20 protein-coding genes and 1 pseudogene are annotated in these 22,707 nt (G+C 65.2%); 14 read left to right on the forward strand and 7 right to left on the reverse strand.

The window, feature by feature from the left end:
• Window position 1: 1 nt before the first annotated feature.
• Window positions 2–985 carry an MBL fold metallo-hydrolase gene (locus GEMMAAP_RS01520; RefSeq protein WP_082820970.1) on the forward strand — a complete coding sequence of 328 codons (984 nt, stop codon included), beginning with the start codon at window positions 2–4 and terminating at the stop codon, window positions 983–985.
• 18 nt (window positions 986–1,003) lie between these two features.
• Window positions 1,004–1,657 carry a nitroreductase family protein gene (locus GEMMAAP_RS01525; RefSeq protein ID WP_043580130.1) on the forward strand — a complete coding sequence of 218 codons (654 nt, stop codon included), beginning with the start codon at window positions 1,004–1,006 and terminating at the stop codon, window positions 1,655–1,657.
• 22 nt (window positions 1,658–1,679) lie between these two features.
• Here the strand turns inward: GEMMAAP_RS01525 and GEMMAAP_RS01530 are convergent, their stop codons facing one another.
• Window positions 1,680–2,222 carry a hypothetical protein gene (locus GEMMAAP_RS01530; protein WP_145978939.1) on the reverse strand — a complete coding sequence of 181 codons (543 nt, stop codon included), beginning with the start codon at window positions 2,220–2,222 and terminating at the stop codon, window positions 1,680–1,682.
• A gap of 138 nt (window positions 2,223–2,360) precedes the next feature.
• Between GEMMAAP_RS01530 and GEMMAAP_RS01535 the strand changes: the two genes are divergently transcribed.
• From GEMMAAP_RS01535 to GEMMAAP_RS01550, 4 genes are all read left to right on the forward strand, one after another.
• Entirely contained in the window at window positions 2,361–3,800 is a 1,440-nt protein-coding gene (locus GEMMAAP_RS01535) for a glycoside hydrolase family 30 protein (RefSeq protein ID WP_145978940.1), read from the forward strand.
• Window positions 3,801–4,003: 203 nt separating this feature from the next.
• Window positions 4,004–4,489 carry a ferritin gene (locus tag GEMMAAP_RS01540; RefSeq protein ID WP_026849151.1) on the forward strand — a complete coding sequence of 162 codons (486 nt, stop codon included), beginning with the start codon at window positions 4,004–4,006 and terminating at the stop codon, window positions 4,487–4,489.
• Window positions 4,489–6,786, forward strand: coding sequence for a hybrid sensor histidine kinase/response regulator transcription factor (locus GEMMAAP_RS01545; RefSeq protein ID WP_026849152.1), 2,298 nt, complete (start codon window positions 4,489–4,491; stop codon window positions 6,784–6,786). Before GEMMAAP_RS01540 ends, GEMMAAP_RS01545 begins: the two co-directional genes overlap by 1 nt.
• 43 nt (window positions 6,787–6,829) lie before the next feature.
• Window positions 6,830–7,357, forward strand: a complete 528-nt coding sequence (locus GEMMAAP_RS01550; RefSeq protein ID WP_145978941.1) for a response regulator — start codon at window positions 6,830–6,832, stop codon at window positions 7,355–7,357.
• Window positions 7,358–7,377: 20 nt separating this feature from the next.
• On the opposite strand, the gene GEMMAAP_RS01555 is transcribed toward GEMMAAP_RS01550, so the two are convergent.
• The 4 genes from GEMMAAP_RS01555 to GEMMAAP_RS01570 are packed head-to-tail and all read right to left on the reverse strand — an operon-like array spanning window position 7,378 to window position 11,202.
• Window positions 7,378–9,129, reverse strand: a complete 1,752-nt coding sequence (locus GEMMAAP_RS01555) for an ATP-binding protein (protein ID WP_026849154.1) — start codon at window positions 9,127–9,129, stop codon at window positions 7,378–7,380.
• Window position 9,130: 1 nt separating this feature from the next.
• The gene (locus tag GEMMAAP_RS01560; protein WP_026849155.1) at window positions 9,131–10,192 is read right to left on the reverse strand and encodes an aldo/keto reductase; all 1,062 of its coding nucleotides are present in this window, start codon (window positions 10,190–10,192) and stop codon (window positions 9,131–9,133) included.
• Entirely contained in the window at window positions 10,185–10,547 is a 363-nt protein-coding gene (locus tag GEMMAAP_RS01565; RefSeq protein ID WP_026849156.1) for a TIGR04076 family protein, read from the reverse strand. Before GEMMAAP_RS01565 ends, GEMMAAP_RS01560 begins: the two co-directional genes overlap by 8 nt.
• 1 nt (window position 10,548) lies before the next feature.
• On the reverse strand, window positions 10,549–11,202 hold the full coding sequence (locus tag GEMMAAP_RS01570; protein ID WP_026849157.1) for a peroxiredoxin: 654 nt from the start codon (window positions 11,200–11,202) through the stop codon (window positions 10,549–10,551).
• Window positions 11,203–11,259: 57 nt separating this feature from the next.
• Between GEMMAAP_RS01570 and GEMMAAP_RS01575 the strand changes: the two genes are divergently transcribed.
• From GEMMAAP_RS01575 to GEMMAAP_RS01585, 3 genes are all read left to right on the forward strand, one after another.
• A complete protein-coding gene (locus tag GEMMAAP_RS01575; RefSeq protein ID WP_026849158.1) occupies window positions 11,260–11,520 on the forward strand; it encodes a hypothetical protein in 261 nt (86 codons plus the stop codon).
• A gap of 273 nt (window positions 11,521–11,793) precedes the next feature.
• On the forward strand, window positions 11,794–12,453 hold the full coding sequence (locus GEMMAAP_RS01580; protein WP_053333926.1) for a DUF305 domain-containing protein: 660 nt from the start codon (window positions 11,794–11,796) through the stop codon (window positions 12,451–12,453).
• A gap of 67 nt (window positions 12,454–12,520) precedes the next feature.
• The gene (locus tag GEMMAAP_RS01585) at window positions 12,521–14,494 is read left to right on the forward strand and encodes an LVIVD repeat-containing protein (RefSeq protein WP_053333927.1); all 1,974 of its coding nucleotides are present in this window, start codon (window positions 12,521–12,523) and stop codon (window positions 14,492–14,494) included.
• 79 nt (window positions 14,495–14,573) lie between these two features.
• Here the strand turns inward: GEMMAAP_RS01585 and GEMMAAP_RS01590 are convergent, their stop codons facing one another.
• Both GEMMAAP_RS01590 and GEMMAAP_RS01595 read right to left on the reverse strand, forming a co-directional pair.
• Window positions 14,574–15,485, reverse strand: coding sequence for a helix-turn-helix domain-containing protein (locus GEMMAAP_RS01590; protein ID WP_026849159.1), 912 nt, complete (start codon window positions 15,483–15,485; stop codon window positions 14,574–14,576).
• Between the two features lie 14 nt (window positions 15,486–15,499).
• Window positions 15,500–16,786, reverse strand: a complete 1,287-nt coding sequence (locus tag GEMMAAP_RS01595) for a hypothetical protein (protein WP_026849160.1) — start codon at window positions 16,784–16,786, stop codon at window positions 15,500–15,502.
• Window positions 16,787–17,194: 408 nt separating this feature from the next.
• Between GEMMAAP_RS01595 and GEMMAAP_RS20215 the strand changes: the two genes are divergently transcribed.
• The 5 genes and pseudogenes from GEMMAAP_RS20215 to GEMMAAP_RS01620 all read left to right on the forward strand — a co-directional run bounded on the left by GEMMAAP_RS20215 (window position 17,195) and on the right by GEMMAAP_RS01620 (window position 22,700).
• Window positions 17,195–17,413 carry a hypothetical protein gene (locus GEMMAAP_RS20215; protein ID WP_158514685.1) on the forward strand — a complete coding sequence of 73 codons (219 nt, stop codon included), beginning with the start codon at window positions 17,195–17,197 and terminating at the stop codon, window positions 17,411–17,413.
• A 53-nt stretch (window positions 17,414–17,466) separates the two neighbouring features.
• Window positions 17,467–18,420: a TY-Chap domain-containing protein gene (locus tag GEMMAAP_RS01600; RefSeq protein ID WP_043580136.1), complete on the forward strand. Its 954-nt coding sequence runs from the start codon at window positions 17,467–17,469 to the stop codon at window positions 18,418–18,420.
• A 546-nt stretch (window positions 18,421–18,966) separates the two neighbouring features.
• A complete protein-coding gene (locus tag GEMMAAP_RS21140) occupies window positions 18,967–19,116 on the forward strand; it encodes a DUF1289 domain-containing protein (RefSeq protein WP_343125108.1) in 150 nt (49 codons plus the stop codon).
• 80 nt (window positions 19,117–19,196) lie between these two features.
• A pseudogene (locus tag GEMMAAP_RS01610) lies at window positions 19,197–20,287 on the forward strand (ADP-ribosylglycohydrolase family protein).
• Window positions 20,288–20,357: 70 nt separating this feature from the next.
• Complete coding sequence (locus GEMMAAP_RS01620) at window positions 20,358–22,700, forward strand: hybrid sensor histidine kinase/response regulator (protein ID WP_158514686.1); 2,343 nt, start codon at window positions 20,358–20,360, stop codon at window positions 22,698–22,700.
• The last annotated feature ends 7 nt before the right edge of the window (window positions 22,701–22,707 follow it).

Genomic DNA, 22,707 nt, shown 5'->3' on the forward strand with positions numbered 1-22,707 from the left:
TATGACTTCTCCTTCGGCCTCACGGCGTGAGTTTCTGCTGACCGCGACCGGTTGCGTGGCGCATGTGTTGCTGAATGCCGCCTGTGCGCCGCGCCACACGCGGGCCCGCTGGACGATGCCACTCAATCCTACGGTCACCACGATGCCGTTTGCGCGGCTGGATGCGGTGGCAACCAATGCATGGGCAGTGGTCTCTACGCCGCTTGGGGGCGATCGTACGACGTTCGCCAACGGCGGGATCATTGCCGGCCGTACGGGCGTCGTGGTGATTGAAGGGTTCTATCGCGAGGCCGGCGCCCAGTGGCTGGCGCAGCAGGCTCGCGCGCTCACCGGACGCTGGCCCACGCATGTGGTGGTGTCGCACTACCACGTGGATCATGCCTCTGGTGTGGGTGGCTATGCGCTCGACGGCGCGCGTCCGCAGTTACACGTGACGGAGGAAACGCGGGCCGCCGCGTTGGGGGGCACACCGGTGGCCCCGGCGCGCAGTGAGGCGTTATCGCGCGCGTTTGCGGATGTGGTCCTGACCCGAACGACCGGCGAAACGCGACTGGATTTGGGTGATCGTACGGTGACGCTGGAGCCGGTGCGTGGACATACCGCGAGTGATCTGGTGGTACACGAACACGACGCGGCGCTCACCTATAGCGGTGATCTGGTGTGGAACGGGATGTTTCCGAACTACGTGGATGCGAGGCCCAGGGCGCTGCACGCCAACGTGAACAGGCTGGTGGCGCTGGTGTCGAAGCGCCACCTGCTGGTGCCTGGGCACGGTGCTGTGGCCGACCTCGCGGCCATGACCCGCTATCGGGGGCTGCTGGACAGTCTGGAGCAGGCGGCCCGTACCGGATTTGCGGCGGGTCGGTCACCCCAGGAGACAGCGGCGGCTTACGTGGTACCACTGTCGCTTGGTGATTGGATGGCGAGCAAGACGAGCATTGAACGCGCCATGGGGGCGTGGTGGCGTGAACTTGGTACGCCGTGACTTTGATTGGAGACGGTGATGTTTGAACCCCTCGTACACGAGCGTTTGTCGCCTGAGGAGTCGGCGCAGCGGGGCGCGGCCTTTGCGGTGCACATGCAGCGTCGGCGCACCACGCGACATTTTTCGTCGGATCCGGTACCGCAGGAATGGATTGCGCAGGCCATTCGCGCCGCCGGGAGTGCGCCGAGTGGGGCGCATCAGCAACCGTGGACGTTTGTGGCGGTGAGTGATGCGGCGCTCAAGCAGCGGATGCGGGACGCGGCGGAGGCGGAGGAACGCCGGTTTTATGCCGAGGTGATTACCGACGAGTGGCGTGCCGCGCTGGAACCGCTGGGCACGGATTCGGTAAAGACGCATCTCACAGATGCCCCGTGGGTGGTGGTGCTCTTCCGGCAGTCGTTCGGATTTCACGCCGATGGACGCAAGCGCACGCATTACTACACGCAGGAGTCGTGTGGCATTGCGGCCGGGATGTTCATTACGGCTATCCATACCATGGGGCTGGTCACCCTGACCCACACGCCTTCGCCCATGGGGTTTTTGGGCGAACTCCTGGAGCGGCCGGCCAACGAGAAGGCCTTTCTGGTCCTGCCGGTGGGCTACCCGCAGGCGGGAGCGCAGGTGCCAGCACTGACGCGCAAATCAGACGCCGATACGGTGGTGTGGCGGTAGCCGCCACCCACCGGTTGGTAGATCAGTTGGCGAGCGCGACCAGGCGCTGCAGCGTGGCGATGTCTTCGGTCTTGGTGGAGAGCGTCATCCATTCGCGCAACCGCCCGTCGGCGCCGTAGACGGCGGCAATGAGCGGGGCGCGGTCGCCGCGGATGGGGCGCCCAATGACGCCTTCCCAGTCGAGGGCCACGGCGGCGCTGCTGTCCTTGGGGAACATGCCGCGGATGAGCCCCCGCAACAGGCGCGGGGCGCCGACCAGGTCGGCTACCGGAATGACGCTGGGTCCGCTGGGGGTCAGCGCCGCGCGAATGCGCTGGGTCCACCGTTCGGCAGCGGCGGCGCCGTTGCGGCCGGCCACAATGATGATGGAGGCGCGGCGGCTGATGCTCGAGTCGGTCACGAGCCGGTTGAACTGATCGAGCAGCCGGTAGGTGGGCAACTGGTCGGGGACCGAGGAGCCGCGGGCGGGTACGCGCCGCGCATCGCCGTGCGGATCCTGCGCGGCGAGCGACATGGGCGACATCAACAGCGCGGCACCTACGAGATGCCGAAGAGTTCTGGACATCGTGACCTCGGATGGGAACGAGCAGCCAGCCCAATACAGACGAACCGGGCGCGGCGCCGTCATTTTCCCGGTACCCTATGGCCGGTCGATTCGTTCGTCCCCGGCCACCATTCAACGAACTTCTCCCGACAAATGTTCATGCCTGTGGGTCTGCGGGGAGCCGGGCTGGCGGTCATAGTGACGGTGGCCCTGGCAGGATGTGCGGCCACGCCCGCGCCGCTGCGGGTTGAGGCAGTGGTGACCACGGCAGAGGCCGGGGAGCGGCTGGCCCCCCTGGCGGTGACGGAACTCCCCGTCGATTCGCGGGCCCGCGGCGGGGTGCGTATCCGCCTTGATCCCACCCGCCGGTTTCAGCCCATTGAGGGCTATGGGGCCGCGTTGACCGATGCCTCGGCGCTGTTGCTCACCGCGCTGCCGGCGCGGCTGCGGGATAGCGTGTTGCGGGAGTTGTACGCTCCCACGGCGGGGATCGGACTGTCCATGGTGCGTGTCCCCATTGGAGCCTCAGACTATTCCCCCGCGCACTACACGTTGCATGATGGCCCGGGGCAGCTGGCCGATACGCTGCTGGCCGGCGTGGTGTTTGCGGGGGAGGCGGCGCGGGTGGAGCTGTTACGGCAGCTCCGGCGCGCTCAGCCGACGCTGCGCATCATGGGCACGCCGTGGAGTGCCCCCGCTTGGATGAAGACGCCGCCCCGCTTGCCGGGCGGGACGCTGCGAGAGGAGGCGATGCCGGTGTACGCCCGGTATCTGCAGCGCGTGGTGCGCGCCTATGATTCGGCCGGGGTACCACTGGCCCTGTTGAGTGTGCAGAATGAGCCGCGTCATGAGCCTCCCGATTATCCCGGCATGCGCTTGTCGGCAGCGCAGCGGGCCCGGCTGATTGGCGGTCATCTTGGTCCGCTGTTGTCGCAGCTGCCCCGGGCGCCGCGATTGCTGGAGTGGGATCACAATTGGGATGCTCCGGAGGAGCCGCTGGCCGTACTGGCGGACTCGGCCGCCCGTCGGTACGTGCACGGGGTGGCATGGCACTGTTATGCCGGTGATGTGCAGGCGCAGGATTCGGTGCACGCGGCATATCCGGCGGTGGCGACCTACTTCACCGAGTGTGCCGGCGGTGACTGGGCGCCGACCTTTGGCGACAACCTGCTCTGGAATGTGCGCACGTTGCTGATTGGGGCCACCACGCACTGGGCGCGGGGGGTGATGTTGTGGAATCTGGCGCTTGATCCATTGCACGGGCCGCATCTGGGCGGCTGTACGAACTGCCGAGGCGTGCTCACGATAGATACCGTGGCGCAGACGGTGCAGCGCAACGAAGAGTACTACGCACTGGCGCACGCCAGTCGGTATGTGCGGGACGGTGCAGTCCGCATGGGCAGCACGCTCGCGGGCGCTGGCGATTCCTCGCTGGTGCAGGTGGCCTTTGCCAACGCCGATGGGAGTTCGGTGGTGCTGATGGCCAACTCGGCTCCGGCGGCGGTCCGGGTGGAGGTCGTGCGCGAGGGGCGTACCGTGGTGATGCAGGTGCCTGGGCGCAGCGTGGTGACGGTGCGTATGGGCGCGGTTCGCGACTAATCGCTCGGCACTTCCACCTGGCTGGATTGTGCCTGAACGGAGGAGGGAACGAGGGAGGAGGTGAGGAGCAAAGACGTTCGCTGTTCTCCGCGTCTCCGGGGCACCGCGGCTCCGATGAACTGGTCGTCGTTGCTGGTCCGGTTGGCCATTAGTGTGTAGAATCGCTGAAGCGCGATTCCTGTCCCGTTTGTCCGGAGTGACCCATGTTGATCAGTCCTGTCCTCGCTGCCGCCATCAATACGCAGATCGGGCACGAGTTTTCGGCGAGCCTGCAGTACTACGCCATTGCCACGCACTTTCACCGCGCGCATCTGCTGCAGTTGGCCACGTTGTTCTTCAAGCAGGCCGACGAGGAGCGCGAGCATGCCGTGAAGCTGCTCAAGTACGTGGTGGATACCGGTGGGGAGTTGCGGTTGCCGGCCACGAAGGAGCCGGTGCACACCTTTCCCAGCAGTGAAGCCGCCGTGGAAGCCGCGCTCACATGGGAGCTCGAGGTGACGGGGCAAATCAAGGGGTTGATGGATCTGGCGGCGAGCGAAGGCGATTATCTCGCGCAGAACTTCCTGCAGTGGTTTGTGGACGAACAGCTGGAAGAGGTGATGAAGATGCAGCGCCTGCTGGGCGTGGTCCGCATGGCTGGCGAGAAGCATTTGCTGAGCGTGGAAGCGTATCTGGTGCACGGCGCCTGATGCAGGTACGGGGGACCGGCGTGCTGGCGGCGCTCTGGCTGGTTATCAGTGGGTCGGCAGTTGGGGGGCAAGGCGGGCCGACCGCAGACAGCGTGGTGCCGGTGGCCGTCCCCCTCATGGTCCACCGTGTGGTGTCGGGCGAGTCGGTCGTGCTGTTGTCCGACAACCGCGTCACGCTCACGCCGACTCAGCGCAGCGTGGAGATTGCGTATGCGCCCCTCGCCGCGGCCGACACCGTTCCGGCCCGCTTCCGGTATCGACTGGCCGGTTACGACGACGAGTGGGTGAATGTGGGCGCGCGTCGCAGCGCGTATTACACCAAGCTCCCTCCGGGGAGCTATCGCTTTGTCGTACAGGTCACCGGCCCGCATGGGGAATGGTCGCCGCCGGGCGCCGAGCTGCTGGTGGAGGTGACACCGCGGTGGTGGGAAGGCACGCTCTTCCGGGTGGCGGTGCTGTTGTGTTGTCTGGCCGTAGGGTTGCTGCTGGTGTTCCGTCGAGTGCGCGTGCAGCGCACACAGACGCAGGAACTCGAAAGTGCGATGGCCGACCGGAGTGGCACGCTGGCGGCACGCGAGCAGGAGCTGGCGCGCCAGAACCATCTGCTGGCGGCACAGGCGCGGCAGTTGCAGGCACTCGATACGGCCAAGACACGTTTCTTTGCCAACGTGTCGCATGAATTACGCACGCCCCTCACGCTCACCATTGGTCCGCTGGAAGATCTGCAGGCGCGCGGCGGGCGCGACCCGCAGGAAGACCGGTGGGTGGATATTGCGTTGCGCAATTCCCGCCGGCTGCTGCGCCTGGTCAATCAGATTCTGGATGTGGCCAAGCTGGAAGCCGGACAGATGGAGCTTCGCCCGCGCCCTCTGGATCTCTCGCTGTTCGTGCGCGGGATCATTGGCGCCTTTGCATCGGTGGCGGAACGCAAGCATATCGCGCTGATGCTCGATGCTCCGCCGGTGCTCAAGGGGCTGTTCGATGCCGACGCCATTGAAAAGGTGCTGACAAATCTGCTGTCAAACGCCGTGAAGTTCACCCCGGACGGCGGGACGGTCCGCCTCAAGGTGGAGCGATCGATACGGGATGAAGCCCCGGCGGTCACCATGCGCGTCATCGACACCGGGCCGGGGATTCCGTCCGCGCAGCTGGCGCATGTGTTCGAGCGCTTTTACCAGGTGGATGAAACCGATGCGCGGCTGCAGGCCGGAACGGGTATTGGCCTGGCACTGGTGAAGGAGCTGGTGGAGTTGCATGGCGGGTCCATCACCGCCGACAGTGACCCGCGGGGGACGATGTTCACGGTGGAGATTCCGTACGGGGCGGTGGAAGAGGCCTCGGCGCGCGAGCCCCGCCCTGATCAGGTGACCGGTCCCAGCCGTATCCCGTTGCGCCCCACGCTCGAACAGCCGATTGCCTTTGAGGCCGACGAGGGGCAGGACGAGGCCCACGACGTGCCCACCATGCTGGTGGTGGATGACAGCGATGATCTCCGGGCCTACATCCGCGATCATTTCCAGCGGCACTACCGCATTCTGGAAGCTCGCGACGGGGCAGAGGGGATTGCCGTGGCGCGGCGGGAGCTGCCGGACATTGTCGTGTCGGACGTGATGATGCCCGGCACGGACGGCTTCACACTGGTGCGGACGCTGCGAGAGAGTCCGGAAACCGAGTTCCTGGCGATTGTCCTGCTCACGGCGCAGGCTGAGGATGAACAGAAGATCACTGGCCTCAAGACCGGCGCGGACGAATATCTGGTGAAGCCGTTTGACATGCGGGAACTGGACCTGCGGGTACGGAACCTCATTGCGGCGCGGCGGCGGTGGCAGGAGCGGGTGCCACGGCAGGGTGGGAGCGGGGCGGAGCTCGCTTCCGGGATTGTGGAGGCGGTGGCCGCCACGATTGCACCTACGCGGTACGACACCCCGGTGTCGGAGCCCGTTGCGGTCATGACGCAGGTGGATCTGCAGTTCCGGGAGCGGGTGTTGGCCGTAATCGACGGGCGGTTGTCGGATCCGGAATTTGGGGTGGCGGAGTTGGCCGACGCGGTGGCGCAGGATCGGTCGCACCTGTTCCGGCGGGTCAAGCATGTGTTTGGCACGCCGCCGTCCAACGTGCTGCGTGAGCGGCGGCTTGATGTGGGGGCCCGACTGCTGGTGTCGGAAACGGGCACGGTAGCTGATGTGGCGTACGCCGTGGGTTTCAACAGTGTGTCGTATTTCTGTCAGTGCTTTCAGCAGCAGTTTGGCGAAACGCCGGCCACGTATCGTTCGCGTCAGGTTGAAGCGCGAGGGTAGGTCGCCGCACGAAGGGTGTTGACGGGTGGTGGTGGATTCATCAGTGCCCACAGATGCCAATGGGGAGACCATGTACGCCGTCTATCAGAGCACCGGGTCCGGCGGCAACGAGCCGCGCACCAGTCCCTCCGCCCGCCTGGCGTTGGAGCTGCGCATTCTCGATGCCGACTACGCATCGCACCAGCCAGCACCGCAGCATGGTGTGCCCTCGGCGTCGGACGGAACCGGTCCGCTGGTGCTGGTGGTCTCTGGTGATGCCGACGTGCGCAACTATGTCCAGGAGCACTTGCAGACGCGCCCGGAATGGCGGACGGTGGAAGCCGACAGTGTGGCGCACGCCATCGAATTGCTGAAAACGCAGCGCCCGACGGTGCTGGTGCTCGATGCTCCCGAGGCCACCTTGCTCACGCACCAGGGGCCAGCCCGCTCTGGTCAGCTCCCGGTGGTCTTACTCGCCGATGCCTTTCCGGCGCACTTCGAAGCGCGCCAGGCCACGCAGGTGCTGCTACCGTGGCCGTTCGAGGTGAACGATCTTGTCAACACGGTCGCCCGGTTGGTTGGGCAGTACTAATAACGGGACGGCCCGGACCTTCATCCCCCGAGACATTGCTGCAGCATGGCGCGCAGTTCGGGGGTCGTGAAGGGTTTGGAAAGAATACCGCTCACGCCGGGATGCCCTTCGGGTGCCGTCTCGCCCGGATCGAGATTGCCGGTCATCACCAACACCGGTAGGGCCGGGCGTCGCGCGTGCACCTGGGCAGCGACTTCCCATCCCGACAGGACGGGCATGGACAGGTCGGTCAGTACCATCGCCGGGGCCGGTGTCAGCGTGTCAAACGCCTGCAGCAATTCTTCGGGCGTCGCGAAGCGGGTCACCTGATAGCCCAACCGCTCAATCAGCCGCGACGTGGCGCGCAGAACGGCCGGTTCGTCGTCAACCACGAGGATGTGCTGCGCGGGACCATTGGCGATGATGGGGGGGTGACTCGCCACTTGGGTGGCCACCGCGCTTGCCGGGGCAACCGCCGGTAGCAGCACCGCCATACGGGTGCCAACGCCCAGCGTACTTTCGCCGCGCATCACCCCACCCAGTCCGGTTACGGTCGCGTGCACCGTCGCGAGCCCAAGTCCCGTGCCATGCCCGGGGCGCTTGGTGGTAAAGAATGGCTCAAAGACGCGAGCAAGGGTGTCGCTACTCATGCCGATGCCGGTGTCTGACACCGTCAGCACCACGACGCGATCCGCCTGCTCCAGCAGCGTGTCGTGCAGATCCTCTCCGCCCAATCGCACATCAACCGTAATCGTTACCACGCCTCCGTCCTGCATGGCGTGCGATGCATTCGTGACGAGGTTGAGCAGCACTTGCTGCAGCTCCGCCGGCTCCGCCATGATATGGGCTGTCTGCATCACGTTGGTATGCAACGCGACCGATGATGGCAGAACGGCACGCAACAGGCGCTCACTCTCACCCACCAACGTCCCCAGATCGACGATTTCCCGCAGCCCTTGTGGTGGACGGGCGAAGCTGAGAATGCGTCGCACCAGCAAGCGGGCCCGGCTTGTTGTGATCAGAATATCGTCCAGCAGCGTGTGCGCTTCGTGCCCCTCGGCGAGCGTGCGGCGCGCATACTCGGCGCTGCTGACAATTGGCTGCAACAGATTGTTGAAATCGTGCGCAATGCCGCCGGTGAGCGTGCCGAGCGCGGCGAGGCGCTCCCGGCGATCGGCCTCGACTTCGGCGGCGCGACGGGCGGTGGCCTCGCGGGCCAACCCGTCAAAGAGGTAGCCGGCCGAAATGGCCACCAGTGCGCCCAGCGTGATCACACTGGCCGAACTGACCCACCAGAGGGGCGCCGCGAACGGGGTCGCCGCCGTCCAGGGCATGACGTTCAGCGGGATGATGAGGCCAAGGGTCAGTAGAATGGCCGTGGTGACGCCCACCGCCCAGAAGCCGGCCCCTACGCCGAGCAGCACACTGGCGAAGATGGGGAAGCAGAGCAGCCACGGAAAACCGGCGGCCACAAAGCCAAAATTGTAGAGGAAGAACAGGCCGAGCAGGGCCGGGAGGCAGACGAGCGCGCCGGCCCGCAGCGCGTAGGGCCATCGTCGCGCCACGGTGATGAGCACCACCAGCCCGTACACCAGGGTGTCCACGATGACGACCGTGAACACGCCGTTGGCCACCGCCACCGAGACCCCAACCGCGTAGGCCATGAATCCGAAGACGCAGACGCCCAACAGCAATGCGGCGAGAATGCGCTGCCGCCACGCTTCCAGTGGGGAGCCTTCGGGACGGGCAATCCACTCGAGGACGCGGCGAAGCTGCCGGCTGACCGCTTTCACGTCAGCGGGTCGTATTGAGGTTGTAGCGCATGATGCCCGCGTGCGGCCCGTGCGGGTCGCGCTCAAGTGTGTACACATCGCCGCGCGGACCGGGAGCGGCGGCCAGATGCGCGTTGAGCGCGGCACGCTCGGCCGCTGACAGCGAGAGTGCGAGCGCGGCGCAGGTGGCGGGGAGGTGGGCCGCGTGGCGCGCACCGACAATGACCCCGGCCACCGGCGCTTCGTCGAGCACGGCGCGAATGGCCACCGCGCCAATGGTGGTGTCATGGGTGGTGGCAATGGCGTGCATGGTGCGCAGCAGTGCCTGAAATGCCTCCCAGCCTCCAAACTCGTCGATGATGAGTTTGTATTTGACGAGCGAGCGGTTCTCGAACGGTTCGGTGGGCTCCGGAGCCCCCAGCCACCGCTCATGAAAGAACCCGCCCGCCAGGGCGCCGTAGCAGAGCAGGCCAATGTGTTCGGCCGTGCACAGCGCCGCCATGTCGCCAAGCGCGCGCCGGTCGAGGAGTGACAACTGCACCTGATGGGACACCAGCGCGACGCCGGCCTCGCGCATGCTGCGGACGTGCGGCGTATCGAAGTTGGTCAGGCCAAGGTGACGGATCTTTCCTTCCCGTCGCATGGCATCGAGGTGCACGGCCGCTTCGAGCCACCCGGGGGTGTTGTAGTCCCACCAGTGGAACTGCACGAGATCGAGGGTGTCCACCCCCAGACGCTGGCGCGATCGATCAATAAGTGCTTCGAGCTGCGAGCGCGTGATGGTGGCGAGGCGATCGCGATCGGGGACGCACTTGGTGTGCACGTGAATAGCCGGGGCGTTCGCGCCGTGGCGTGCGCTCCAGTTCCGCAGGAATTCACCAATGAGTTCTTCGACACCGGTATAGATGTCGGCACAGTCGAAGGTGGTGATCCCGGCATCTGCGAAGGCCATCATATCGGCGAGTGCGGCATCGCGCGCCACCTGTCCATGTCCGCCGGCGAGCTGCCAGCCGCCCTTGATCAGCCGGGAGATGTCGTAGCCGGGCGCCAACGCCTGGCGGGGGACGGTGGGCGAATCAGCCATGCGACGAGGAATCAGGAGGTAGCGGGACCAGCGTGACGTCGCCGTGGCGGAAGGTGGACGTGCCCACCCGGGTAATGCGAAAGCGTCCGCCGCAAAAGGGATCCGGGCAAGCGATCTCGGCGTCGGTGGTCATCCAGTCGTTCCGGTGGGTGGGGCGCTGTTTGGCCGGCAGCAGTGGAAGCAGGGCGGCCAGCGGGTACAAGGGGAACGATTGGCCCGGCGGAAACTCCAGGTTCTCGCCGCGAAGCGTGAACCAGTCACCGGCTTGGTGATTGCACACCATGGGTCGTTCGGTGGCAATCACTTCCACCTTGAGATCGAAGAGCGTGAAGGAGTCGTCGCCGGGCGTCGTCATGTCATTTGGGCTGCGGCACTACCCGGAGGTAGGGCGTAATCTCTTGCCAGCCATCAGGATAGATCTTCTTGGCATCATCGTTTGACACCGAACCAGCGATAATGACATCCTCGCCGGGCTCCCAATTGGCGGGGGTGGCCACCTTGTGGGAGGCGGTCAGCTGGAGGGAGTCCACGACGCGCAGGATTTCGTCGAAGTTGCGGCCGGTGGTCATGGGGTAGGCCAGGATCAACTTGATCTTTTTGTCCGGCCCAATGACGTAGACGGTCCGCACCGTCTGGTTGTCGGCGGCCGTGCGTCCTTCGGCGCTATCGCCAGCCCCTTCGGGGAGCATGTCGTACAGCTTGGACACCACCAGCTCGGTGTCACCGATCATGGGGAAATGCGGCGTTGCCCCTTGGGTGCGGGCGATATCGGCGGCCCAGAGGCTGTGCCGATCCACGGGGTCAACCGACAAGCCAATGACCTTCACGTTTCGCGTGGCGAACTCCGGTTCCAGCTTGGCGACGTAGCCGAGCTCGGTGGTGCATACCGGCGTGAAGTCCTTGGGGTGGGAGAAGATGATCCCCCAGGAGTCGCCGAGCCACTCGTGGAAGCGAATGGTGCCCTGAGTGGTGAGCGCTTCGAAATCCGGTGCGATCTGACCAATACGCATGGGAAGAATGTGGGTTGGGGTGTTGCCCTTCTGATGGGACCAGAGGAATGTACGGCGATGACCCGCCTCGTGTTCTCTCTCTTTCTGGCCATCACGGCAGTGACTGTCTGGTGGTTGGTGCGCGGGGTGCCTCAACCCGTCACTACCGCGATGGATGATGCACTCTTTGCGCCGTGCCCTTCGCGGTACGCGGCGGCCCGCACGGCAGGGGACTCGGCGCTGGTAGACGGGTACATTCTCAAGCCGCGGGCGCGCTTTTCAAAGGCGATCACCTGCGGAAGCGAGCGCAGCCGTCACGCTGAGGCTTCCCGTCGTTGAGGGGGGCCCTAGGGGGCAGCCACGGCAGGCCGACCCACTGGTGGGTTCGGCGTCCGGTCTAGCGTTCGGTGCGGCTTCTGCGTTGAATCACCGGACGGTCCAACCTCGTAGACATGGCCGGTGTCTCATCCCCTCGTGGGGAGACCTTTTCCCGGACCCAGACCTGTGCGTATGACTCCGACATCTTCCCTTCGACCCCTGAATATCCGGCGGCGGCCACTGCTCGCCGCAGGCGCCCTAGTTGGGGCCCTGCTGGTGAGCGGGTGTGCCAGCATGAACGCCGGCATTGCCAAGGATCCCCGCTTTCAGACCGGAGACGCTGGCGCCGTGGCGCGCGCGCGGGCTGACAGTGCGCGCTATCCCTATGTGAAGGCCGACATCGACTTCATGACCGGGATGATCCATCACCATGCGCAGGCCATTTATATCTCGCGGTGGGCCGTGGCCAATGGGGCCGATGCGGCCGTGCAACGGCTGACGGCGCGCATCATCAATGCGCAGACCGACGAGATCACGCTGATGCAGACGTGGCTCAAGGATCGCGGACAGCCGGTTCCCGTGGTGGATACGTCGGGGACCGTCACGATGCCGGCGGCAGCCGGCGCCGCGGCGGGTGGCCATGACATGAGTGCGCATATGGGGCACGATATGTCGGCCATGGGGGGCATGATGATGCCCGGCATGTTGAGCGACGCGCAGCTGAAGGAGTTGGAAGCGGCGCGTGGTCGTGACTACGATCGTCTGTTCCTGACGTACATGATTCTCCACCACCGCGGGGCGGTGACGATGGTGAAGCAACTGTTCGTCGTGGATGGCGCCGGACAGGACGAGACGATCTTCAAGTTTGCCAACGATGTTGAAGTTGATCAGAGCACCGAGATCAAGCGGATGTACACCATGATGCTCGAGCGGGGCTGGATTCCTCCGCAGTAGCCTCTGGTGCTTGCAGTTGCAGGCACGACCGGTTGTTGTTTCACTTTTCACTCTTCCTTTGGAACACATGCACTTCACTTCGTCACGCCTCGCTTCGGCGGCACTGGCTGGTGCGATGGCCACGCTCGCCGCGTGCGCGCCGGCCAAGAAGCCCCAGACGGCCCCCAATCCCGCCGCTGATCCGCGTAACACCCTGAAGGCCGGCCTGTTCGATGCGGGCGAATACACGTCGAACATGAAGGTGGTCGCCAAGGCGCAGTCGCCGAAGGGATTTCTGGGGATCACCAACTCCGATCTCGCCTTCACGGGCAACTACGTCATTCAGGGCAATTACAACGGCCCGGTCGTGTGGGACATCAGCAACCCGTCCAGCCCGCAGTTGGTGGTGGCCTACGAGTGTCCGGCGTCGCAGAACGACGTGTCGGTGTACAAGAACCTGATGTTCATGTCGGCCGAAGCGCAGAACGGCCGCGTTGACTGCAAGCCTGGCGGGGTGCGCGAGGCGGTGAGCAAGGAGCGCATGCGCGGCGTGCGCGTGTTTGACATCAGCAACATCAAGGAACCGAAGCTGGTGGCGAATGTGCAGACGTGCCGCGGGTCGCACACGCACACGGTGCTGGAAGATCCGAAGGACCGGAACAATGTCTACATCTACGTGTCGGGCTCCTCAGGCATTCGGTCCAGCAGCGAGTTGGAAGGGTGCGCGGGTGATCTGGCCGCCGCCGATCCGAACTCGTCGCGTTTGCGCATTGAAATCATCAAGGTGCCGCTGGCTGACCCCAGCAAGGCGGCCGTGGTGGGACGGGCCAACATCTTTACCGGCTTGACGGCGCCGCCATCGCACGGCCTCTCCGACGCCGACAAGGCGGCCGCGGCCCAGCAGCTGGCCACGGCGCGCGCGGCGGGGGCGTTCATTGCCAAGAATCCGCAGAGCGGTGCCGACATGGTGGCCCCGCCGCAGCTGGTGCGTCGCATGCTCGACGACGCCGCCAAGGCGCGTGGCGCGACGACCGTGACGTCGGCCGACAGTGCCACCGTGCGCGGCGGTCTGCAGGCAGCGTGGAACCAGATGTTTGCCGGAGCTGCTGGTGCGCCGGCCGGCGGGCGTCGTGGGGTGGAAGGCTCGCAGTGCCACGACATCACCGTCTACCCGTCGCTCGGGTTGGCCGGCGGCGCCTGTGAAGGGCACGGCCTGCTGCTCGACATCAGCGATCCGACGAACCCGACGCGTTTGGACGCGGTGGCGGACTCGAACTTCGCGTACTGGCACTCGGCCACGTTCAACAACGATGGCACGCAGATGCTCTTCTCGGACGAATGGGGCGGCGGTGGCGCGCCCAAGTGCCGTGCCGGTGACAAGCCGGAATGGGGCGCGAACGCGATTTTCGAGATCGTGAACAAGAAGCTGGTGTTCAAGAGCTACTACAAGATTCCCACGTATCAGACGTCGGCCGAAAACTGCGTGGCCCACAATGGCTCGCTGATCCCGATTCCCGGCCGTGACGTGATGGTGCAGTCGTGGTACCAGGGCGGCATTTCGGTGTTCGATTGGACCGACGCTTCCAACCCGAAGGAAATCGCGAGCTTCGATCGTGGTCCGATTGACGCGTCGCGCATGGTGTCGGGCGGCTCCTGGTCGGTGTACTGGTACAACGGCAACATCGTGAGCTCGGAGATTGCGCGCGGCATGGACGTGGCGCAGCTGGTGCCGAGCGAGTTCATCTCGCAGAACGAAATTGATGCGGCGAACACGGTGAAGTGGGACCAGCTCAACGCGCAGGGGCAGCCGAAGATCGTATGGCCGCCCAGCTTCCCGTTGGCGAAGGCGTTCACGGACCAGCTGGAGCGCAAGGGATGCGCGGCGCCGGCGGTGAGCGCGCTGCGGACGCAGATTGCCGCCGCCGAGAAGGCGAGCGGTGCGGCCCGTAACTCGGCGCTCGACGCCGCCGTCACGGCGGCCGAGGGCGCCCGTGGATGCGACGGCAAGAAGACAGACCTGCTGAAGAAGGCCCTGCAGGATCTGCGCGCGCCGGCGATGTAAATCGCTGTGCGGTACTGATGGCAAAGCGGCGCGCTCCGGTTTCCGGGGCGCGCCGCTTTACTTGTGCCACTCGTTCCGGCTAGGCAGCGCCCTCGGAGCTCTTGAGCAGTACGAGGCGTGGACGCTCGTCGTGGGTAGGTGTTTGCGGGGCGTCCGGGCGCAAGATCTGCTGGTGCAGCAGTTGAGCGACGATGCACATGGCACCTTCCTGCCGCAACTGCTTGGGTGATCGTGCCGTGTAGCGCACGATCTGTTTGCGCAGGGCCCCTGGTGTGGGATACCCCAGCACGTCGGCAATACTGGCGAAGGTCCGGCCGCGCTCGTCGATGTACAGGGCGGACAGCAGCAGGCGTGCCCACCCGGCAATGAGCTGTGGTGAGGGCAGCTGACGTGCCTCACAGAACTTTCGCAGGGTGCGCTCATGCATCTGCATGAGCGCGGCCACCTTGCTCGCGGGCAAGTGGGTATGGGCGTGACGCAATGCCCGCTTCAGGATGGTGGTCAGGTCGGTCGGACAGGCGTTGCCGCGCAGCGAAAACTCCTGTTCCACGGCGGTCAGAATCCGCTGTGCTGTCGCGTCGCTGTACGCTTTGGAGAGCGAGGTGCGAATGTCGTCGGCGCGCAACCCGTCGTTGGCGTCGAGCAGATCGCTCACGCCGAGCTGCGACAACCGGACAGCCGCCTGCATGCTGGACACGCCGGGCATGGCGACGGCGATCACCGGGATGTTGGGAAATCGCTCCCGCAGCACGGTATAATCGGTCCAAAAGGGGTCAAACCGATCACGCAGCACCGGTACGATCATGCACAGCGACGACCCCGAGCGCAGGATCTCCTGCGCCTCGGCGCCGTTACGGACCAAGGCCACGCGGGCCTCGCGTGCCACCGACCCACGAAAGACCGCCACGACAGGCTCCGGTAGTGCCCACGCCACGAGCGTGGCGGGCAACGGCAAGCGGAGGGCAGCAGTGCGCGTGAGTGGCATGGGCATGATCCGGCGGAGACTCAGACCAGCGCGGCCAGACGAACGAGCGCCGGATGCCGTTCGTGCTCCTGCCACACGGACGCACGCCGCGCAGACGGCGTGTGTTGGGCATCTGCTGCCGACAGCCGTTCACGCAACGTATCGGTACGGAATTGATAGTCGAAGAAGTCGTGCTCCGCGGCCAGCGCGCCGGCTTCCGCGAGATGCGTGTGAGCACCGGCGATGTCCTGCTCGCGGTGTTGCCACTCGGCCATGGTGATGAGCGCATAGGCGCGCTCGCGTGGCGCCAGCGGGGCGCTGAGCAAGGCCACGAGGGACTGCCGTGCGTTCTCGATTTCTTCGGCGGGGACGGTGAGTACAGGCGCGGCATCTCCGAGCAGGCAGCTGTTAATCGTTCGGGCACGGCCGGTGATGGCTGCGGCCTGCACGCGGAACTGCGCGCCAGTGGCGAGGGCCTCTCGATACGCATTGTTGAAGCCCGCAGCGGCGGCGTACAAGTCACCGACCTCCAGCGCGGTTTCGGCCATGGACACCACCAATTCCGCGCGGTGGGCACTGGCGTCTCCGAGTTGGTCGTACGCCGACCAGCTGTCGAGCAGGGCGTCAAGCCAACGTCGCCGTTTGCGCCGCGCAATGGCGCGCATTTGGTAGGCCGCCGCGGCGTGCACGGGCGCCAGGAGGCCGGCGGTACTTGCGAGCAGCGCGGAACACTGCTGCTCCACCAACGGATAATTCCCGCGCGCCACCGACAGGTTGATGAGTCCCAATTCTGCTGCCAAACGGGCGTCGCGCCACGGTGCACTACCGATCAGCGCGAGGGCTTCCTCAAAACAGGCCTGCGCGTCATCGAGTGCTCCGGCGACGCGGGCTATCCGTCCCCGGCGGGCCCAGCAAATCGCCAGCACTTCGCAGCGCTCTGCCTCGTACGCGTCGTCGTGTGGGCCGCGGGCCGTGTCGTGCTCGCCAAGCAACGCGGTGAGGGCGTTGAGTATGACCCCGGCCAACGACGGCTCGCCGAGGAATTCGGCCAGCGCCGACAAGCGGAGCCAGGGCTGAGCGGGGTGGGTCGGCAGCAGGTGCACCAGTTGCGCCGGGACACGCGCCAGGGCGTCGTACAGCCCCTCCCACAATGGCGACGACGGGGCGGTCAGCGTGGACTGTCGTTCCAATGTCGCCGCGAGAAACGCCAGCGAGACCAACTGTTCAGTACGGTGCGCATCGGACGCACTGCTGAGCGGTACGGCGGCGGCAGATAACCATTCACTGGCACTGGACGCACTAATGCGCGTCGGAGTCATGGAGGTCATACGCCCATGCTACGACATGGAGGGAAGCGAGAGTAGAGGGGAGTTGCGCCAAAGCGGACGTCAGCGGCCCGAAGTGGAGGGCCGCTGACGTCCGCTTCGGGCCGGACGAGGTCTTCGTCTCGTGAGGCCGCGCACGTCATTCTCCTTTCGTGAACGGTTTCTGGCGTCGAGGCAACGCCATATTGATTGAAATGGATCGAATTGCCGGTCGTGAGCGCCGGGACTGCGACGAGGCAGGACCGGCGCTCATGACTGGGGCCCCGGGCAATTGCCAAGCTCGACTATAAGCGGCTCGCGGAATATTCAGGCCGCTCACGTCCACTTCGGGCCGACCGCGTGCTCTTCATCGCGGCCCAAAATGTGAGACCGTAGCGGAGACCCCTTACCGGAGCCCCGCCCATGTGCCGTATGCCGACCCCCCGCCGTCTCTCCCTGGTCTTGATCCCCGCCGCGCTGCTGTCACTGAGCGCTTGTGCATCGCCAACGGAACCGCTGGTGGCCGAGGAGGCCGTGGTTCGTCGCCAAAACGTAGTGTGCATCGCCATGGGGGCGGATGGTTCGCCGGTCTTTTCGGAGCCGACAGGAACCCAGTGCCCGGCCGGGTTTGATCTGCAGCCCTGGTGGTAGGGGAAACGGGGGCGCCGTATCGCCTCCGTCGCGGCGCGGAGATAGCATTCGGTATGTCTCCGCGCAAAATGCCTCCCGACCAAGGCGGTTCGTCCAATTCCGAGCCGCCTGGTGCATCACCGCCCGCGTCGCTGGGGGACGCCTGGTTCCGTTTCGCCGGCAAACTGGCGGAATCGCTGGCCGTGCTGGGCGAGGAGCAGTACCTCATCCTCTCCATCCCCGGGCGTCAGCGATTCATTCAGTTTGGCGGCGGTCATCCGTTCATTGTGGAAACGGCGTCCAACGCCTTTCTCGACGATGACGAACGGCTGACGCGGGGTGATGAGGTACTGCTGGCCAAGCTTGGCTGGCAGCGTCCCACGTACAGTGCCGAGGATGTGGACGACCTTTCCGAGGACATGGATGGGTCGCCCAATTGGTATGTGCATGTGCACGAGGACGTGGTGCCCTTTGATGCGCTGGCCATGTTGGGGGTGCGGACGGCCATTGAGTGTTTCCGTCTTCCGGCCCCTTCGGCGTTGCGCTACCGGGCATTCCATGCCGAGGGCGTCCCCATTTTGCTACCAGGGCTGGAGCTCGCCCCTGAGGACCATGAGGATGATGTGCTGAGCGATCTGTCGGTTGCTCCTGGTGGCACGTTAGCCCAGCAGGTATTCGAAGCGTGTGCATTTGTGCCGGGCGCCGAAGTGGAGCCGGTAGACGAAACCGTGGCGGCGGTGGATATCGAGGGGCTCCGGCTGATGGTGGTGGTGGAGCCCGCCCTCGGTATCGCGCGACTGCTGTGCAATCTGTTTCCCGTGAGTCCCGACATGGACGATGTCACGGACACCCTGAACGCGCTGAACGCCGACCGTTTGGCATTCGGGTATGTGTATCTCAAGGACAATGACGTGCGCTACGGCGCCGATGTGGTGGTGGATCCCTTCTTCCCTGAGCTCCTGCCGGCGTCCATCAAGCTGGCGGTGGCGAGCATTGGCGCGATGATGCAGGGGGACGACGACGCATAGTAGCGTCGAGGGGGATCCCGGTAGGCGGACCGCAATGGTGATTCTCACGCACCACCTGTGGCGGAAACGGGATACACAACGGCCGTAAACGGGACCCCCCTCCGAGTCCGTTCACGGCCGCTGTGGCCCAACTCCCACCACTGCATGGTGCTACCCACGGGCGAAGGCCACGGTTCCAGCCGCTCGCGCGAGTGCTGTGCGCCAGATCACACGTGAGCGACGTCTCCTGAGCGTCATATGTGAATCACCGCTGGCTTGGCGAGCGATCGGAAAACTCCGGAATGTTCGGGTGGCCATCCCCCAATCGAGGCCTTTCGTCACGAACGTCATCTCAACGTCATCTCGCGACGAGAAAAATGCTCCCGGCGCGTCATTCGACACCGTTTTTCCGGCTCAGCACGGGTCGTGGCTATTGACGATGGTCACATACTGCAGGAGCCCATCACATCACCGACTTTTTCACCGTCTTCCGCCCCCGTCGCTGTGCAACCCAAAGACACCAACCGTGCCTTGCCGTTGGAGGCCTATCCCACCACGTCACCGTGTGTGAAGGTGTGTCAGTTGGATCTGGAGGACCGGTGTTACGGGTGCGGCCGCACACGGAATGAAGTGGCGCGCTGGTCCGGCATGACCCCGGAGGAGCGTCGTCTGGTGAACCGTCGCTTGGGCTTTCGCGGACATCCCGAACATCGCTGAACGCCACTCGATTCGATTGAGGACAAGCAATGGCCCTGGCCGATCGTTTTGAACAGATCGTGTATGGCCCCCGTCGCAACATGGATACGCCGGGGAGCAAGATCGACCGTCGAGAGCGGGTCCTTGGCTGTTTCCTGGGTGGCGCCGTCGGCGATGCGCTGGGTGCGCCGCTGGAGTTCCGCAACACCAAAGACATCTTCGCCGAGTTTGGCCCCACCGGGCTGCGCGATTTCATTCCCTGGTACGGGACTGTTGGCGGGATTACCGACGATACGCAACTGATGCTGTTTACCGCGGAAGCGCTGCTGCGAACGCGCGTCATGGGGCATGGCTACCGGTCGTATTATCCGCCCACCATTCTGCGCAATGCGTATCGCCGCTGGCTGATGACGCAGCGGCAGGAAGGGCCACCACCGGATCACCTCGAGACGGCGCGCGGCTGGCTGCTGGATGTGCCCGAATTGTGGGTGCAACGGTCGCCTGACCGGGTCAGCATTCAGTCGCTCAAGAAGAACAAGCTGGGCACCCCCGAAGAAGCCATCAACGATGGCAAGGGGTTTGGGGCCATTGCCCGCGTGGCACCGGCCGGCATGTTCATGCAGGATGATCCCTTCCGTTTAGGGGCAGAAGTGGCGGCCATTACCCATGGGCATCCCACGGCTACCTGCTCGGCCGGCTACTTCGCCGTGATCATCAATCACCTGATGCATGGCACGACCATTCGGGCCGGTGTGGAGGCGGCAGTGCGTCGGTCGGTGCCCATTGTGGGGCAAACCGAAACCATGGAAACGGCGCAGTATGCCGTGCAACGGGCCGACGAAGTACGCTTTGCCGGGATTGATCCGACCTGGTACGACGTAGAGCATTTTGGCGGCGGTACGCTGGCGCACGAAGCGATGGCGATTGCCATCTACTGCGCCATGAGTCATCCCGAGCCGACCCAGGAATCGTTCGAAAAGGCGGTGCGCTGGCGGTGAATCACAACGGCAACAGTGATACCACGGGCGCATTGACCGGGCAGTTGCTGGGGACCATGCACGGAGTGGGCGTCATTCCCCCACGCTGGCTGGAGCAGCTGGAACTCCGCGACGTGATTGTCGAAATGGCGGAGGACATGGCGCAGGAGCATGTGGTTGGCCCCGAGTGGAAGCGGAGGTATCCGCCGCTCTGATCGATTCTGAAGTCACCTCGAGGCGCACAACGTATTGACCGGTCTTGTCCCGAGGTCAATGTTCCGAGCTATGTCAGACGCTCTCCCTGTATCGGAAGGCCACGGCGGGCCCATGGACCCCGCGGGTTCGGTAGATGATCACTCATCCCGCCATGTCGTCGTAGACGTTCATCGTCTGCTGCATGACCTGGATGTCGGGGTGGTCGTGCAGGATCGGCAGTTGCGCATTGTGTACGCCAACCCCAAGGCGACAACCCTTCTGGGGATCACGACCGACGAAATCACCACGCGCACCACGGTGGATGAGCGTTGGGATGTCATTGCCCCCGACGGAACGCCAGTGCTCGACGACGCGCACCCTGGGCCGCGGGCCCTGCGCACCGGCGCCCCGGTGACCGGGGTGGTGCTGGGGGTGCGCCGATCTGATGCGGCGGAACGGGTGTGGATCATGGTCAGTGCCATCCCCGAATTCGACGCGCAGCAGCAGGTAGAGCGCGTCGTCATTTCCTTCAGTGACGTGAGCATGGCGCAGCGGTCGCTGCGCGCGCACGAGGCGATGTATCAGTCCGTGTTCCGGTCCATGTCGGAAGGGCTGGTGATTCACAACATGGACGGCACCATTCGGGCCGCCAATGCGGCGGCGGAACGGGTGCTGGGACTGACCGTTGAGCAGATGACGGGGCGGAGTCCAATGGATCCACGGTGGCGATTGGTGCGTACCGACGGCACACCGGTTGGCAGTGACTTCATTCCGTCCGAAATCACTACGCGGACGGGCGTCGCGTCGCAGGCCATTATCGGCGTGCATCGCCCCAGCGGGGAGTTGGCGTGGCTGGACGTGCACGCGGATCCGTTGCGCGAACCAGGCGAGGCGCACATGAGCGGCGTACTGGCCACTTTCACCGATATCACCGCAGAGCGCCTGGCGACGCTGGCGCTGGAGTCGAGTCGCGCGCAATTGCAGCGGGTGCTCGACGCTGTGCCGGGGATCGTCTACACCTTTCTGCATCGCCCCAATGGGCAGGGGCAGATCACCTTCGCGGCGGGGCGCATTACCGAAGTTACCGGGCTGGACGCGCAGCAGGTACGTGACAACCCGCAGCTCATCTTCAGCGTTATTGATGATGCATCGGCACAGCGGGTCTGGGAGAAGATTGAGGCGGCGGCCGCCGCGCGTGAGTCCTACGAGCAGGTCATCCAGTTCCGCCTCCCCGACGGCGAGGTGCGATGGGCGAGCACCTATGGCATTCCGGAAGACACCGCCGAGGGGCTGCTGTACACGGGGGTGGTGCTGGATGTGACGCGGGAACAGCGCATGGCCGATGCCTTGCGCAACAGTCAGCGTCGCGAAGCCATGGGTGAGATGGCGGGAGGGATTGCCCACAATTTCAACAACATGCTGGCGGTCATTCTTCCCAACGTCCAGCTGGCCCGTGAAGGGGCGACGGGAACTACGGCGCAGCATCTGGCTGACGCGGAACGGGCGGCCCTCAGTGCCAGTGATCTGGTGAAGCGCATGCTGGGGCTTGGACGTGTGGAGATGCGCGACGACTTGCAGGTGGATCTCGTCCCCATTGTGCGTGAGGCGCTGCATTTTTGTCGGCAGACGTTTGATCGCGCCATCACCATTGCCGACGATATTGCGGTGGCCGCGGCGCACGTGCGCGGTTCGGCCAGCAGTATGCAGCAGGTAGTGCTCAACCTGCTGTTGAATGCCCGAGATGCCATGCAGGGGGCGGCCCGCTCCGAACTCACGGTGCATTTGTCGCACGGCGCCGATGGGCAGGTGGTGCTGTCGGTCACCGATACCGGCGCCGGGATGAGTGCGGACACCTTGCGCCGTATTGGCGAACCGTTCTACACCACCAAGCCACCGGGGAGCGGCACGGGGTTGGGACTGGCGTCGGCGTTTCACTCCATCAACGAGGCGGGTGGCAGCTGGCGCGTGGCATCACAGACCGAACAGGGGACGACCTTCACCGTGCTGTTGCCCATGGTGGAAGCGGCTCCGGTGCCGGTCACGCCTCCTCCCGTGTCCGGCGGTGCGCTCGAGGGCACCATCCTCATCATTGACGATGAACCCATGGTGCGCTCGGTGCTGGCGAGGCAGATGACGCGCGCCGGTATGCGGGCCGAGCAGGCGGATGGGGCCGAAGCGGCGCTGGAGCTGTTGCGCGCAGGTGCCGTGCCAGACTTGCGCGTCATCCTGCTGGACTTGTCGATGCCCGGGCTCTCCGGGGAAGCCGCATTGCCACTGCTGCATGATGTCGCCCCCGGCGTGCCCATTGTTGCCCTCAGCGGCCACGTGCCCGACTCCATGATGCTCCCCGGCACGGTCGCCGTGCTGCAGAAGCCGTTGGGGCAGCACCAACTGGTGGACGCCGTGATGCGCGCGGTCGCCAGCGGCGCGTAGCGGTTGG

Origin of the sequence: Gemmatimonas phototrophica, from assembly GCF_000695095.2 — a bacterium.
GTDB lineage: Bacteria > Gemmatimonadota > Gemmatimonadetes > Gemmatimonadales > Gemmatimonadaceae > Gemmatimonas > Gemmatimonas phototrophica.